Annotated in this window: 15 protein-coding genes; 7 read left to right on the forward strand and 8 right to left on the reverse strand. The window is 40.6% G+C overall.

All coding sequences use genetic code 11. The features are described 5' to 3' along the window. Positions 1-18 precede the first annotated feature (18 nt). Positions 19-381: an arsenate reductase family protein gene (locus tag SOI82_RS10235; RefSeq protein ID WP_320667303.1), complete on the forward strand. Its 363-nt coding sequence runs from the start codon at positions 19-21 to the stop codon at positions 379-381. Between the two features lie 33 nt (positions 382-414). Next, the gene (gene lepB / locus SOI82_RS10240; protein ID WP_320667304.1) at positions 415-1077 is read left to right on the forward strand and encodes a signal peptidase I; all 663 of its coding nucleotides are present in this window, start codon (positions 415-417) and stop codon (positions 1075-1077) included. Here the strand turns inward: lepB and SOI82_RS10245 are convergent. Continuing rightward, the gene (locus SOI82_RS10245) at positions 1067-2323 is read right to left on the reverse strand and encodes a dihydroorotase (protein WP_320667305.1); all 1257 of its coding nucleotides are present in this window, start codon (positions 2321-2323) and stop codon (positions 1067-1069) included. The two genes, lepB and SOI82_RS10245, sit on opposite strands and share 11 nt — an antisense overlap. A 4-nt stretch (positions 2324-2327) precedes the next feature. Next, positions 2328-3659: a histidine phosphatase family protein gene (locus SOI82_RS10250; protein ID WP_320667306.1), complete on the reverse strand. Its 1332-nt coding sequence runs from the start codon at positions 3657-3659 to the stop codon at positions 2328-2330. Between the two features lie 98 nt (positions 3660-3757). On the opposite strand from SOI82_RS10250, the gene SOI82_RS10255 reads away from it, so the two are divergent. The 4 genes from SOI82_RS10255 to SOI82_RS10270 all read left to right on the forward strand — a co-directional run bounded on the left by SOI82_RS10255 (position 3758) and on the right by SOI82_RS10270 (position 8760). Then, positions 3758-5125 carry a type II CAAX endopeptidase family protein gene (locus tag SOI82_RS10255; protein ID WP_320667307.1) on the forward strand — a complete coding sequence of 456 codons (1368 nt, stop codon included), beginning with the start codon at positions 3758-3760 and terminating at the stop codon, positions 5123-5125. A gap of 130 nt (positions 5126-5255) precedes the next feature. Further along, the gene (locus SOI82_RS10260) at positions 5256-5684 is read left to right on the forward strand and encodes a hypothetical protein (protein ID WP_320667308.1); all 429 of its coding nucleotides are present in this window, start codon (positions 5256-5258) and stop codon (positions 5682-5684) included. Further along, positions 5684-7465, forward strand: a complete 1782-nt coding sequence (locus SOI82_RS10265) for a penicillin-binding protein 2 (RefSeq protein WP_320667309.1) — start codon at positions 5684-5686, stop codon at positions 7463-7465. Before SOI82_RS10260 ends, SOI82_RS10265 begins: the two co-directional genes overlap by 1 nt. Before the next feature lie 122 nt (positions 7466-7587). Further along, a complete protein-coding gene (locus SOI82_RS10270) occupies positions 7588-8760 on the forward strand; it encodes a transaldolase (protein ID WP_320668424.1) in 1173 nt (390 codons plus the stop codon). A gap of 158 nt (positions 8761-8918) precedes the next feature. Here the strand turns inward: SOI82_RS10270 and SOI82_RS10275 are convergent, their stop codons facing one another. The 6 genes from SOI82_RS10275 to SOI82_RS10300 form a co-directional block, all read right to left on the reverse strand. Then, positions 8919-9143, reverse strand: a complete 225-nt coding sequence (locus tag SOI82_RS10275; protein ID WP_320667310.1) for a hypothetical protein — start codon at positions 9141-9143, stop codon at positions 8919-8921. 40 nt (positions 9144-9183) lie between these two features. After that, on the reverse strand, positions 9184-10314 hold the full coding sequence (locus tag SOI82_RS10280; protein WP_320667311.1) for a geranylgeranyl reductase family protein: 1131 nt from the start codon (positions 10312-10314) through the stop codon (positions 9184-9186). Next, the gene (frr, locus tag SOI82_RS10285; protein ID WP_320667312.1) at positions 10311-10859 is read right to left on the reverse strand and encodes a ribosome recycling factor; all 549 of its coding nucleotides are present in this window, start codon (positions 10857-10859) and stop codon (positions 10311-10313) included. The genes SOI82_RS10280 and frr overlap by 4 nt, the downstream gene beginning before the upstream one ends. Positions 10860-10912: 53 nt before the next feature. Beyond that, positions 10913-11626 carry a UMP kinase gene (gene pyrH / locus SOI82_RS10290; protein ID WP_320667313.1) on the reverse strand — a complete coding sequence of 238 codons (714 nt, stop codon included), beginning with the start codon at positions 11624-11626 and terminating at the stop codon, positions 10913-10915. A gap of 307 nt (positions 11627-11933) precedes the next feature. Next, on the reverse strand, positions 11934-12593 hold the full coding sequence (gene cobO / locus SOI82_RS10295; RefSeq protein ID WP_320667314.1) for a cob(I)yrinic acid a,c-diamide adenosyltransferase: 660 nt from the start codon (positions 12591-12593) through the stop codon (positions 11934-11936). A gap of 178 nt (positions 12594-12771) precedes the next feature. Further along, entirely contained in the window at positions 12772-13932 is a 1161-nt protein-coding gene (locus SOI82_RS10300; protein WP_320667315.1) for a site-specific integrase, read from the reverse strand. Between the two features lie 73 nt (positions 13933-14005). Here SOI82_RS10300 and hemH point away from each other — a divergent pair, with 73 nt between their 5' ends. Beyond that, positions 14006-15181 (forward strand): ferrochelatase, encoded by a 1176-nt coding sequence (gene hemH / locus SOI82_RS10305; RefSeq protein WP_320667316.1) that lies wholly within the window; start codon positions 14006-14008, stop codon positions 15179-15181. The last annotated feature ends 477 nt before the right edge of the window (positions 15182-15658 follow it).

Below are 15658 nucleotides of genomic sequence, written 5' to 3' on the forward strand. Positions count from 1 at the left end.
ACCTGCTGAGAAACTCTTATGACATCTAAATTACAGATCTATAGTTATTCTTCTTGTTCAACATGCAAGAAAGCCCTGAAATGGCTTCAAGAAAATAACCTTAACTATACTTTGATAGACATTACTCAAAATCCACCTGAAAAAGAGATGCTTATTAAGGCAATGAAAGATTTAGGCAGCCGTAAAAGTCTTTTTAATACAAGTGGCCTTAGTTATCGGGCATTGGGTGCAAAGGTGGTTCAATCTATGAGTGATTCTGAAGCTATTAAAGCACTTCTTTCAGATGGGAAGTTAATTAAAAGACCTTTTCTAATTACTCAAGAAGATAAAATTTTGATAGGATTTAAACCTGAAATTTGGGCGGAAGCTTTACTCGTATGAATTACAGACCACTTAAAAAAAGTATTTTTGGTAATGAAGTCTTCTGACTCTAAATCACATCCTTTTTGGGACTTTTGGGGCCCAATTTTTCTTACAGTGTTTTTATACACAGGGATCCGAAATTATATCGCAGAGGCTAGATATATACCTTCTGGCTCAATGCTTCCAGAATTAGAAATTAATGATCGACTATTGATTGAAAAGCTTACTTTTTTCAGGCGCGCACCTAGAAGAGGTGAAATAGTTGTATTTAACTCGCCATACTCTTTTGATCCACATTTGCGCAGCAGGAAAGGTCCTTCAACTTTTAAATGTGCTTTAGTTACGTTCCCATTATTTGCATTGCTTACAGGGATTGGAGATCCTGCTTGTGATGCTTATATCAAGAGAGTTGTTGCTATAGGAGGTGATCAAGTTTTAATTAATTTGAAAGGAGAGGTTTTTCTTAATGGTCGAAAGACTGTAGAGCCATATGTCACAAATTTTTGTGATCAATTAACCAAAGCCTTTCCTAATTGCAAAACCCTAAAGGCAAGGGTTCCAATGGGACATGTTTTGGTTTTGGGAGATAATCGGGGTAATAGTTGGGATGGCCGCTATTGGCCTGGAGGACCTTTCTTGCCGGAGAGGGAAATCTTAGGAAGGGCAATATGGAGATTCTGGCCTCTTAACCGTTTTGATTCTCTTAGCCTCTGAGACCACATTCCACTACTTTTCCGAGAATCTCTTCCCCTTGAAATGGCTCATTCGCACAAAATGGTGTTTTCTGGTGATCTAATTTATTTATCCATTTTTTATTTGGGTCAAATAATAACCAGCGCCGACTATTCACCTGAAGCTGCTCTTCATCTAGATTGAGCATTCGTGAGGGACCGAAACTTAGAGCTTCCCATAGTTGCTCTATTTCCCATCCTGATTTTACAACTAGTTCTTGCCATAATGAAGGTAGAACCAGTTGAAATCCGCTTAGTCCTGGTGCCCTTTTATCTGAGGGGAGTTTGGTCTCTTCTTCATTGAGGGGAACTCCGTTAACGGCTACTGCTGTAATTGTTCTCTCAAGTAATCCCTTTATTAGAGCTTTTCGATCCTCTGGTCTACCAAGTGAAGGGACAACTCTCCATTCAAGCTCGTTGTGCGAAAGCGAACTAATATCTTTTATTAAGTGCCACCAGCACACACTAGACATAATCTTAGATTTACTGTCGGCAATTATTGATACCCCTTCTGAAGTTGATATGTTCATTAGTCGCATTGAGATTTTTGGATATTGTTTATGTAGTGCAAGCAATTGACCAAGAGGAATTGTTTCGCTCGCCAAGGGATCAGGTAGCCATCCTGCTCTTAATGCTTCCACTCCTTCTCTAACCAAACCATTGTCTTGTAGTTCAATATCTCTCGGGGCTAGCAGAACCGGATATTCGCGCATTTCTCCTAGTGATAGGCCTCGCTTTAGAAGTCCAACGGGAAGCATCTTGTCGTCTTCTGCTATACCAATAGCACCATTCTTTAGTAATTCAGCATGTGGAGCGAGCTCTGAGCCTTCACCACTTTTACTGAAGCTGCCCCAGAGGTGAATGATTACGTCACTATTAGGGTTGTCGAACCCTTGAAGTTGATTGGCTCGATCCCTCCATGATGGACTACGAGGCAGGAGAGCTAAATGCCCATATCCAGCATTGGCTGCTTTATGCCGAAGAGTTGTCAGTGTCTCACTACGACTATTAAAAGGTTCTTCTAGAATGGAATGTGGATCAACCAGACAAGGTGCAAGTAATTGGTTAGGTAAAGATTTTGCTATAGCACCATCTTGATTGCCTTGTTCTCGTGCTTTTTCTCCGAAAGCTTTTATTAGACCATTACTAATTAAAACTGCGTCTTTAGTTGATTTTTTATGAGATCCGTAAAGGACTTGAACTGGATCCAATAGATGTGATTCAGGCATGACTTTAAAGTGCTCCTGATGTTGTGCAGTCAAATACCCCGCCTAGATGAGATGTCAGATTGAGACAAGTAACGACATTAGGTTGAGTTGGTTCGGTTGGGATGTCGACTACGGTGATGGCACCATTGCCTTGCTTGATCATCCAAATATCTGCTGGGCTGAGTCCTAGCAATTTACAAAGAATAGTTTTGTTGACTGCATCATGGGCGACTACTAGGGCCGTTTGCGCGGAGGTAAGGCTTGAACAGATCTTTTCCCAGGAATTTTCTGCTCGAGCCCAAACGTCTTGGATAGTTTCTCCTTCTGGCATCTGGACCTTTTCAGGATGAGTTTTCCAGGTTTCAAGAAGTTCCGGCCATTTCATTCTGATTTCTGATTCGAGTTTCCCTTCCCAGAGTCCATGACCTATTTCGATGAGACCTTCTTGAAGCTCGATTTCTATACCAGGATGATGCTTAAGGATTGCTTGTGCTGTTTGCTGAGGCCTAGACATTGAACTACTAAAGGCTTTCTCTAAGCGCACCATGCTCAGAAATAAACCTGCTGCTGCTGCTTGTGCTTTGCCATTGTCATTAAGAGGAATGTCTATTTGACCTTGGAATCGACCTTCAAGATTCCAATTTGTTTCTCCGTGACGAACAAGAATAACTCGCGCATAATTACTGTTTTTATGTAGAGTCGAGTTTAAATGAACGGTATTATTTAAGCATTCAAGTTGTGCTTGATAGGGCTTAAATAAGCTTGGGCTTAAATTAAAAACAGATATGGATGCATTGTCTAATTTAAGTCTTCTAAATCCCTGCTTTGGCTGGCCTAATAACTGAAGAATAATACATCGCAAAATCGCATTATGTGCAACAATTAAAATTGTATCATTGCTTTCTAGTGGATGCTCTTTGATTAGTCTTCTTATGAAGTCTGCAGCTTGGCTTTTTAGTTCTTTAATTGGTTGAAACTCCTTGCCATTACTCGTTTTTAGAACTAGCTCTTCAGGATTAGTTTGCCATGTATCGTAGATCTCAGGAAAATTTTCTTTTACTTCGTCTGAGGTCATTCCACTCCATGTTCCAAGTTCTATTTCAAGTAGACCTTGGTCAAAATTTGGCTTTGGCTTGCTTTTGAATTCTTGAAGTAAATTTCTTGTAGTGTCGGCTGCTCTTTGTAGAGGTGAGCTATATACAGCATTTATGGGTGTATTGGATAAAACTTTCCCAGTTTTGATCGCTTGTTCTTTTCCTTCAGGAGTAAGAGTTGAAAGATCGTTGCGACCTTGAATGCGGCGTTCGAGGTTGAAGCTGCTCAAACCATGACGAACGAGTAAAAGGCGCAAAGTCACTGGAAAAGAGTTTTGGTATTAATCATCGTATTTGGCAATCAGTCGATCTAGGCTTTCTTTGATTAGGAGAATTTGCTTCTTCTAGGCCTTTTTATTGGGTGGGACATCTTATGAGACAAGGCACCTCGGCAGGAAAAGTTGCGCTGGCTGTTCTCTCACTCTTGTTGGCCACATTGATTTGGGGGAAAGGGCTTCAAGAAAGCTTTAGTCGTCCTTCTGTTGTCCCAAAGCTTTCTATGCGCCAGCAAGAAATCTCTTTGTTGGCAGCTCCTGCAGTCCCTAATTCTCTAAAGCCTTTATTAATTGGAGAGAAACCTAAAAGTAATCTTAGAAAGATTCTACGCGATCTTCCTTTAGATCAACTGGAAGATCGCGAAAGATTGATTCTTGCTTTACTTGAACCATCGCAAGATGTGAGACGTTCGACTTTGCAGAAAACTGCAGAAAATGAGTCTTTATCCTCTATTCAAAAAAGATTATTAGAAAGTTCTACTGACAAGAAGAATACACAATTCATTTTGAATGACTTAGCAAAAATAAAGAATGACCCATTGCTTTATCAACTAACTTGCTTTGCATTGGGTGGGAATGAAAAGACTTGTGTTGATGGCCTTATATCAAAATCAATGTTCCTGAGGTTGATGTTTAGCCAAGGAGTCCCGGTAATAGCGGTTCTTTTGGGTAGTGGCTTCTTGATACGTCAACTGTGGCTTTTGCTGAGGAGGGTAAATGCTTCATGGCCAGGACTTGTTGCACTACCTCTTTTTCCGATTGACATGGTGTTGCTTGTTGCAGGTGGGTTTGTTGTATTAGGAGAGGTTCTATTCCCAGCTCTAGTTGCTCCAATAACTGAAACTTTAACTAAGGACATTGGCAGTCCTCTTAAGGAGTCTTTGAGGGTATTTCTTGGTTATATAGCCATGACAATACCTCCTTTACTTATTCTTCGTCAGCAACTTGGCTCTCTTAAGGGCCTTGACCTGCCGAAAAATGGTTGGTTGCAGTGGCGGCTAAAGCCTTTTGGTAATGGATTAGTTCAGGCTTCACATGGTTGGTTAATGGTGATGCCGCTTGTATTGCTTACTAGCTGGCTAATGAACTCTCTTGTTGGGGACCAGGGGGGCAGCAATCCATTACTTGAGCTGGTTTTAAAGAGTCAAGAACCTTTGTCATTGGCTCTTCTGCTTTTGACAACTGTTGTTTTTGCACCTCTATTTGAAGAATTGATTTTTCGTGGAACTCTTCTTCCTGTTTTAGCTCAAACACTTGGCCGTAGTGGAGGAGTGATTGTGAGTGCCTTGGTTTTTGCTTTGGCTCATTTGAGTGTCGGTGAGTTTCCTCCTTTAGTGGTTTTAGGGCTTGGATTGGCGTTGCTAAGGCTTAGCTCTGGTCGTCTTTTCCCTTGTGTGCTGATGCATTCTTTGTGGAATGGAGTTACGTTCATAAATCTTCTTCTTCTTGGATAAATTTATCTTTTTTAAATTATGTATGTACTAAAACCTTGCAATGAAATGTTTAGGGTGTTTGACTAATTAATTAAGTAGCTTGTTTTGTTGGCGTTGTTGTAAAACAACGCCATGCACTTTTTAATTTGCTGTGCCCATAGCCCGTTCATCCAGCACGCTTCGTTTGATTCATGGCTCTTTCTCTCCAAAGAAGGTTGCCCGGCAATATCCTGTCCTTGCAGGGTTTCATAGGGCTACAGATGGAGCTCTATGGGGAGTGCTTGTAGCAGTGTTAATGATGTCTGCACTCTCATTGCACTGGAGGCATTTGTGGACTGTTGCATATACACAACTCGAGACAACTCGAGAATTGACGCACAAATTAAAATCCTCTACTGCGATGATTGAGCAGCATCTTTTGAAGCGCTCAAAACTACCTTTGTCAATGGTGAGAACTAATGCAGCAAAATTATATTATTTAGACAATCCAGATATAATTACTGGGATTAAGAGGTCTGACTCAGTTAGAAATAGCCTTTTAAAAAGGTTTGCCTCTTACCCTGTAAATTACGGCTACTAATGCCGCTATCAAAGAATCGCCCGCCTCGTAAACCTAGACGTGACCGTTTAGGGTCAGTTGACGTTCAGTTAGTCTCAGCTTCTAGGTTGAGGTTTGTTTTTGCTATTCTTGCGGTAGGCCTATTAGGCCTTATGTCTAGGATGGCTTGGTTACAGGTATTTCGCACTTCTGAACTTCAAGCTAAAGCAAGAGCTTTTCAGATTCAAAGAATCCAGCCACTTGGTGCGAGACGTTCTATCGTTGATCGAACTGGTCGATTGGTGGCACTTGATGTTCAGCGGTTTAGGTTATGGGCACACCCTAATAATTTTCGCTTTCCTGGAGATGCCTCTTCTTTGCTTCGCAAGCCCGATGATGTTGCTCACAAGTTGTCTGCTTTAATCTCAAAATCGAAAAATGAATTAGTTGAGCTTATAGGAAATAGAGTCTCGGGTATCAGACTCGCTGAGGGACTCGAGCCTGAAGTGGCTTCTGAAATACAGAAACTCGGTATTAGTGGATTAGAACTTGAGTCCTATTTGCAACGTGTTTACCCTCAAGATGACCTCTTCGCAAATGTAGTTGGGTTTCTGAATGATGATCGGATTCCTCAAGCGGGTTTAGAACAAAGTTTAGATAAGACCCTTTCTAGAGGAAAAGAGCCAGTTCGAAGGTTGAGGCTTGCAATGGATGGCACACCTCTTCCAGATGACTTGGCACCTGGAGTGTTTTATAGAGATGACGCGCAATTGCAGTTGACACTTGATTCACGTCTTCAAGAACTGTCGGCGAAAGCTCTAACAGATGCAATCAGCAAGTGGAATGCGACGAGGGGAGTGGCAATTGTAATGAATGTCATGAATGGAGAGCTTTTGACATTAGCTTCGACTCCTTCCTATAACCCAAATCGCTTTTGGAAATATTCTCCAGCCCTTTATAAGGAGTGGTCTGTTCAAGACCTTTACGAGCCTGGGTCGACCTTTAAGCCTATTAACCTTGCTTTGGCTCTTCAGGAAGGAGTCATTCAACCTGATGGCACTGTCAATGACACAGGAATAATAAATGTTGGTGGGTGGTCTTTGCGAAATTACGATTTTGGATCTAATGGTGTGATGAACTTTGCTGAAGTCCTTCAAGCTTCCAGCAACATTGGAATGGTTAAGGCCATGCAAAACTTAGATCCATCTCGTTACTGGGAGTTGTTACATCGACTGGGCTTGAATTCGAAACCTCAGACAGATTTGCCTGGAGCAGTGGCAGGTTATTTAAAGCCAAAGAAAGAGTTTGTGAATAAAGAAATTGAGCCTGCCGTTGCTTCTTATGGCCATGGTTTTTCCTTGACCCCTTTGAAATTGGCGCAATTACACGCTCTTATTGCTAATGGCGGTTACTTAGTGAGTCCACATATAACAAGAGGACTAAAAGGCGGTGATTTACCTTTAGCTACCGCTGCTGATAAGAGTGCTCCATTGTTACGACCTGAGGTGACCAGGATTGTACGTGGATGGATGGAGTCTGTTGTAGATACGGGCTCAGTAGTTGGCTTTAAAAAAATCAATGGCTACCGAATAGGCGGCAAGACTGGTACAGCCGACAAGCTGGTTAACGGTCAATTTGGAGGTGGTCTAAAGGTTTGTAGTTTTGTCGCCAATTTACCAGCTGACAACCCTCGTTATGTCGTATTAGTTGTTGTCGATGAACCTAAAGGAGGTGATGCTTTTGGCTCCACAGTGGCGGCACCTGTTGCGAAGAAAATTATTGAAGGATTACTGGTATTGGAAAAAATTCCACCAAGCAACTAGAAATCAAACTTTTACTTAAAAAAAAGCCAAGATCTAGAAAAACTCACATTTTGAGTTCCTAGAAAGGGGTGTAATCCTTCAAAAGGTGGCTAACTTACTAGCGAATGGCAGAGATTCCTTTAATGGCCACCCTTCTTGAACAGCTTTCTTCTATGACAGTGGTTGTTGCTGATACTGGAGAGCTTGACGCTATTCGCAGGTTTAAACCCAGAGATGCAACGACCAACCCTTCTTTGATTTTGGCAGCAGCTCAAATTCCTGCTTATCAGCATTTGATTGATGAGGCACTTAAGTCCTCCAGGAAAAGAATTGGCACTTCTGCAGCAGTAGAGGAGGTGGTAGAGGAGGCGCTAGATGAAATTTGTGTAGATTTTGGAAAAGAAATTCTGAAGCTAATTCCAGGTCGTGTTTCAACTGAAGTAGATGCTCGCTTGAGTTATGACATAGACGGAACACTTGCAAAAGCTAGAAAGATCATAGGCCTATATAACGAAGCGGGGATTAATAACGATCGTGTTCTTATTAAGATAGCTTCTACTTGGGAAGGAATAAAAGCTGCAGAAGTTCTCGAAAGAGAAGGTATCCACTGCAATCTTACTTTGTTATTTGGATTCGCTCAGGCAGTGGCATGTGCAGAAGCAGGGGTAACTCTTATTTCTCCATTTGTGGGAAGAATACTTGATTGGTATAAAGCAAATAAAGGCAAAGAATCGTATTTAGGACATGAAGATCCTGGCGTAATTTCCGTTACTAAAATTTTTAATTATTTTAAGTCTCATGGATATAGGACAGAAGTAATGGGAGCTAGTTTTCGTAATATAGAAGAAATTATTGAATTAGCAGGGTGTGACTTGTTGACAATTTCGCCAAAACTTCTAGACCAACTTAAGACAACAGAATTGCCTTTGAAGCAAAAACTAAATTCAGCAAACCCATCTGTTAAGGAAGATAAGGTTCATTTAGATAAAACAAGCTTTGCTTCTCTGATGGCAGAAGATCTCATGGCAAAAGAAAAGTTGGATGAAGGTATTCGTGGTTTTAGTAAAGCGATTGAGACTTTAGAAGCACAACTTGCTCACCGCCTTGCTGTTCTTGAAGGGGGATCTGCCTTTACTCATGTGGTTCATGAGATCTTCATGCTCAATGATCTTGATGGAGATGGGTGCATTACTAGGGAAGAATGGCTAGGCAGCGATGCTGTTTTTGACGCTCTTGATAATGATCACGATGGTCGATTGCTTCAGAATGATTTATTCTCAGGTCTTGGGGCTGCTTTGGCTTTAGGAAAGATATAACGAAAGAAATTGGCCTTGAAGTGAATACTTTTATGATTTAGTTTTTATAGCTATTTTATCTATCTTGTTCTGTTTATTGGAATGTGTTGTTAATACAGTTGCTTTTCTAATTAGAAAAATATAAGTGAGATTAGATAACGTAAAGTTCTTTATACTTTCTAAATATATTTCCATGTTGGGTTGTTAGGTATCTCAGGACTTTTCTTTTTATGTTCTGGTTGATCAAAACTGACTCTCCATTCTGGGACTCTGCAGCTTACAAAATCTGCCTTTTCTATTAATACTCCTGGTTGGAGATCATCATTGCTAGCTATAAAGCCCGATACCCATGATCCTCCGTTCAAGCCTCCTTTAAACCAAACCCAGGCTTTTTTCTTTTCCATGATTTGTTTATTCTAATAAATGATTAGGTTGCTTTGGATATTAGGTGCGCTTGAAGAGAAGTCTTCTAATAACCCGCGTGGCGATATCGCCATAGCCCAGCTTCCCTGAAAGAATCTCTGCAATTCTCTGTGGAGCAGTTGGCCTTTTGATTCCGAGTTGATATCCAACCTTAGGGAATCGGTAGAAGACTTGAGAAATTCTTCTGCCCCATGCCATTGAGTCACCCCATTCTCTTTGAATTTTATTTGTGTAGTCATTTAAGTTCTTGTTGTCTCCTTTTAGCCAGTAGTTGAGGCTGTTTGCTGCTTCATACCCACTCATGAGGGCAGGCCTTAAGCCCTCTGCAAGGAATGGGTCGCATAATGAGCCGGCATCTCCTACTACAACTATTCCATCTCCATTCAGTGGGCTGTGCCCATTCCAAACTCTTAATAGTGAATCTTTTCGGTTCCCTTCCTTTGCATCAAAGCCAAGACTTGGTAGGAGCTTGTCAAGCACAGCATCACTATTAAGTGCCTGTTGACCGATGAAACTACCTATCCCTACATTTACGCCTTTTGCTAGAGGAAAGGCCCATGCGAAACCATGATGAACCAATCCAAATTCAAATTTGGTAGTACCTTTTTCTATATTTCCTCTACCTTCTAGCCGTACTGATGTAGTGAAAGCATAATGTTGCTTCTTTGGTCCTAGACCAAACATTTCTGGCCATGGAGATCTTGAGCCATCTGCTATGACAACAGCTTTTGCCTCTAGTTGCTGGCCATCTTTGCTAGTTACTTGCCAATAGTTTCCATGCTTTTGCAGATTTGTTACCTTAAAAGGCCTTAAAAGTTCAGCGCCCGCATTAATTGCTTGTTCAGTAATAAAGGAATCAAGCTTTTCTCTTTGCACGATCCAAAAAGGGGAGGAACCAGGCAATGGAGCGATGACCAGATCGGAGAGGCACCAAGTGAAGTCAACTCGATTGATTACCTCGTCAACTACTGGCATTAGATCAAAGGGAAACCACTCTTGTACTGCAGCCGCCATCCCACCACCACATGGCTTTAAATTTTCCTTTGAGTGCTGTTCAAGCAGGGTCACATTATTACCTGCTTTCGCCAGATGAAAGGCCGCGGTAGAGCCAGCGGCCCCAGCCCCAATAATTAGAACGTCTTTAGTTCTCACACTTTGAGAATATCAGCTTCTTTTTCAATCAGATGCTTTTCTACTTCGGCAATAAATCTGTCAGTGAGTTTTTGTACTTTGTCCTGCTCATCTCGACTTTGATCTTCAGAAATTTCAGCGGCTTTTTCTAGTTTTTTTATTTTTTCAATTGCCTCGCGCCTAATATTTCGTAGTGATACTTTGCCTTCTTCTGCATACTTCGAAGCAATTTTGCAAAATTCTTTTCTTCTCTCTTCTGTCAAAGGCGGTACATTTATTCGAATAATTTTCCCATCGTTATTTGGTGTGAAACCTAGATCACTTGTTGCAATACTTTTTTCTATAAGAGTTAGGGACCCTAAATCAAAGGGCTGTATCGCAATAGTTTGAGAATCAGGTGTAGATATTGTTGCTAGAGATTTTAGAGGTGTATCTGCACCGTAATACTCAACATTTATCCGGTCTAATAGAGATGGATTAGCTCTACCAGTTCGGATGGTATTGAAGTTGCGCTGGGCTGCATCTACAGACTTGCGCATATTTGATTCGACTTCTTGATTCGACATGAGCTAGAGAAAAGGCAAAGACTAGGAGAATTAATTCCAGCTAAATATTTTGTTTAGCTGGAATTACCAATACGGGACCCGACAGATTCTCCAGCTACAGCTTTGCTGATGTTGCCGGGTTCAAATAAGTTAAAGACTACTATTGGAATATTGTTATCTTTACAGAGAGCAATAGCTGTACTGTCCATAACAGCTATTTCCCTGCGAAGTACTTCTTGATAAGTGAGATTCTCGTAGCGCACTGCATCTGAGAAACGTTCAGGATCTTTGTCGTAAACACCATCCACTTTTGTGGCTTTGAAAACTACATCTGCATTGATTTCAGCGGCTCTTAGAGCTGCAGTTGTGTCAGTTGTAAAGAAAGGAGTACCACAACCACCTCCAAAGACAACCACCCTTTTTTTTTCAAGGTGTCGAATTGCTCTCCTACGGATATATGGTTCTGCAACTTCCTTCATCTCTATTGCTGTTTGTACTCGTGTGGCTATTCCCGCGCGCTCTAAACCATCTTGAAGTGTGATCGCATTCATTATTGTGGCCAACATGCCCACATAATCTGCGGTAGCTCTATCCATTCCAGCGGCTGACCCCTTTAGGCCTCGAAATATGTTTCCTCCTCCAACGACAATTGCTAATTGTGTGCCATTGGACACCACTTTCGAAACATCGGCGGCAATAGATTGAACAATTGCTGGATCTATGCCGTAAGGCTTTTTCCCCATCAGCGCTTCGCCGCTGAGTTTAAGTAGGACTCTCGCGTAGGGCATTTATTATCGATATCTTTTTGACAGTAGCAAGTCTTCTTCTGACATATATAAATAGGTTTTGTTTCTCTGGTAATTGTCTACAAATTTTTTTTAACCACCCATTCCAGAAAGGTATGGGAGAACAGATCGCTAGCCAAAGCTGGTTGATGTCTTTTTTGACCATTATGGCCTTAGAAAAAGTCTGTAAAAGCACTTCTTGCTCGAATTAACAATTTGTCCATAGAGCTTCGCTATGTAGTGGATTATCGGTTTTAACTGCTGCAACTGAACTATTAAATGCAGATTAAAAGGTACATCAAACAAATCTTTAGAATTCTACTCCTGCTTGAGCTTTGATTCCTTTTTCTTTAAAAGGATGGCGAACTAATTTCATTTCTGTAACAAGATCAGCATGATCAATTAGTTCTTGTTTGGCACCTCTGCCTGTTAGTACAACGTGTTTCATAGGTGGCTTGTTATTTAGGCCTTGCAGGACATCTTCTAGTGAAAGGTAACCAAGCTTTATTGCGATATTTATTTCATCAAGAATTACTAAGCTGTGTATTTCATCTTGCAAGTAATGCAAAGACATTTCCCATGCTTTTGATACAAGTTTTTTGTCACGCTCTCTATCTTGAGTTTCCCAAGTAAAGCCTTCTCCAAGAGCATGCCAGCTAATACTCTCCCCGAAAATTTTTAGAGCCATGGCTTCACCAGGTTGCCAACCTCCTTTGATGAATTGGATTATTGCGGCCCGCTTGCCGTGACCGAGAGTTCTTAGCGCCATGCCGAGAGCAGCTGTGGTTTTCCCTTTGCCATTTCCAGAGAAGATTATGGTTAAACCTTTTTCTTCTTGCCTCTTTTCCAATCTTTTTCGTTGCACTTCCTTCCGCCTCTTCATTTTTTTTCGATAGCCGTCTTCGTTAATTTGTTCTCCTAAATGACCACCCATCCCAATTTCGATTGCATGTTGATCAAGGTCTTTCATTTGTTATGTCTTTTTTTAATGATGTTGTGAGAAAAATCTGAGGCAGGACTTGAAGCTAGTTTGGCCTTAATGATTAAATATAATATCTTGTTTATAAGATCTGTTAGGAGGCTGCTACTAATTGACTGAAGCATCAAAAAACTTTTTACTTATTCTTGAAAAGTTCAGCTAGGAAACTTTAAGCATTGATTCTCGCTAATGCATTGTCAACAGCTTGTTGTTGATCTCTTCGAGTTATCCAGTGATGATAGGTGCGGTTGTGAATAGTCACTGAATGTCCCATCATTTTGGCTGCAACTGTATCTGGAAGTCCTATGTGAATAGTTCTTACAGCCCAAGCATGTCTTAAATCGTATGGAGTGAGAGGTAAGTTGTAGCGACGAAATTGTTCGCTAACACGTCTACCTACTTTTTGCAGAGTCGTTGCAGTTAGATCTGTATTTATTGCAGGCAAGCTATTTGGATCATTGACTAGTTGTTCTAATCCAAACTCGTTACACCAAGAGGGATGAAAGGGCCAAACTTGGTGTTCCCCAGTTTTTGTGTTAGGCAAAACTCTTAGGACTTTATCTCCATCTTTTGATAACCCTGTTAGATCGCTAAAGAAAACTTCGTGATTCCTAAGTCCGTAAGTGGCCATTAATCCAAAAACCAAGCGCCATTTTGGGTTGGGAATTTGCAACCATGCTGCTTTTATTGAATTATCGCTGGGTAGTGCACGAAAATGTGCTTTGTGTAGTCCATACCCATTCCCTTTCGCTCTCCAGTCTTCTGGTAGATCCAGATCTAAGTGATTAGCTAAGGCTGCTAATGCTGTTGCACATTGTTGTCTACTGCGGCTATTTTCTGAATATGTTTCAATTGTTTGGTTGAGCAGCTCTATATTTAAATTACAATTGGTTTTCCGCTCAATATTTACTAATCGCCTTAGATATGGCAAATAAGAGGAGGACCAAGTAGTAAGTGAGCCTGCATGTGAATTTTTACGGCTTGGTTCTGAAAAAAAGGCTGATTTGAAGCTTTTGACTGCTTCTGTTGCAGCATTTTTTAATGCAGTTGGTTTTTTTGCTAACCGTTTTTTTGACCAATGCTCCCATTTAAATTGTTGGTGCTTTAATTGAAAAAGAACCATTTGTAGCATTTTTTGGGCTTCTATTAGTCCATCCTCGTCAGCATTTAGATGCAGACTTATTCTTTGGTTTTTTACTAATTCTTTTGATGTATTGCATGGCAATGGACCTCTTATATTTAGGAGTGTTTCCCTTCGTTCAATTCTCAGCTTGATACCTTTGGACGCAAGGTCATGGTTAATTCTTGCAAGCTCAGTATTGAGTTCCATTCCACTCTATATTTTAGCTATCTTTATGTTTGTAAGGTTTAACCTCAATTTCTTTAAAGATTTCTCTTCTTAAATGGCTCGTGTAGGCATCCTTTTAATGAACCTTGGAGGACCTGAACGAATACAGGACGTTGGGCCATTTTTATATAACCTTTTTTCCGATCCAGAAATAATCAGACTACCCATCTCGGTTCTTCAAAAACCGCTTGCTTGGGGGATAAGTTCCTTGCGCAGTAATAAATCACAGAAGGCATATCGTTCAATAGGTGGTGGATCACCTCTGCGAAGAATCACTGAACAACAGGCTAGGGAATTACAAAGCGTATTACGACAGCGAGGGATTGAAGCGACTAGCTATGTCGCGATGCGTTATTGGCATCCTTTTACAGAATCGGCTGTTGCTGACATTAAGGCTGATGAAATCAACCAAGTAGTAGTACTTCCCCTTTATCCTCACTTTTCTATTAGTACTAGTGGTTCCAGTTTTCGCGAGTTGAGGCGACTACGGGATAGAGATGTTGAGTTCCAAAAAGTATCTCTTCGTTGTATTCGTAGTTGGTATGACCATCCTGGTTATGTTCGTTCTATGGCTGAGTTAATTGCTGAACAGGTCAATTTGTGTGAGTTGCCTGGCAATGCACATGTATTTTTTACTGCTCATGGGGTTCCCAAAATATATGTAGAAGAAGCTGGTGATCCTTATCAGAAAGAGATAGAAGCTTGTTCGAATCTGATCATGGATGAACTTGAAAAGGTTTTGGGCAGCAGGAATCCTTCCAGTTTGTCTTATCAAAGTAGGGTTGGTCCTGAAGAATGGTTACAACCTTATACAGAAGATATTTTGGAAAAGCTCGCTAATGAAGGGACACGTGAGCTGGTTGTGGTGCCTATTAGTTTTGTTAGTGAACATATAGAGACTCTGCAAGAAATAGATATTGAATATCGCAATCTTGCTAAGAACTTTGGCATTGTTAATTTTCGAAGAGTTCCAGCATTAGATACTTACCCATTATTTATCCAAGGACTTGCGGATCTTGTTATTACATCTTTAGAAGGACCTGAGATAAGCCTTGATGATGCTTCAGAGTTGCCTGCAGGTGTCAAACTTTATCCGCAAGAGAAATGGCAATGGGGCTGGAATAATAGTTCAGAAGTTTGGAATGGAAGAGTCGCAATGATACTTTTTCTTGAATTCTTGTTGGAAGTTGTTGGTGGTAACGGACCTTTGCATATGATAGGGCTTCTATAGCTAGTAGAACTTTCAACTGTTTTTCTTGGTCTTTAGATTGTCTGAAAAAAGTCTACAGAGTTCTTGTTTTGTTCTTTATTATTTTTTAGGTACTCCTTTGTGAATTGTGTTGCTCCTTCTCAGATTTAAGAAGAGTAAAAAAGACAGTCTTGATTAGATTTATGCTCTCAAATCATGGATTGTCAGGTTTTAAATATCTTCTCGAACTTGGGCATTGAAAATATTATATTAGACTTTCTTCCTAAAGTTTTAAAGAGACTTAGGCCGCTTTGGTTGTTAGTTTTCAGATTGAAGAGTTGAAATTTAGGGGGTTAATTAAAATATTTTTGAATAAGTTTAATCTCACCCTTTGCGGCTTAAGTTTAACTTGAAAACTAATTTTGCCTTATTTCCCCTCTCAATCCTTTTTTTTCATTCTTAAACTCTGCATGTAATGTTTAGGTATTAATTGTGCAAATAGAGCCTTTGAGACTTAAT

It is taken from the genome of Prochlorococcus sp. MIT 1307 (assembly GCF_034092395.1).
Taxonomy (GTDB): domain Bacteria; phylum Cyanobacteriota; class Cyanobacteriia; order PCC-6307; family Cyanobiaceae; genus AG-363-K07.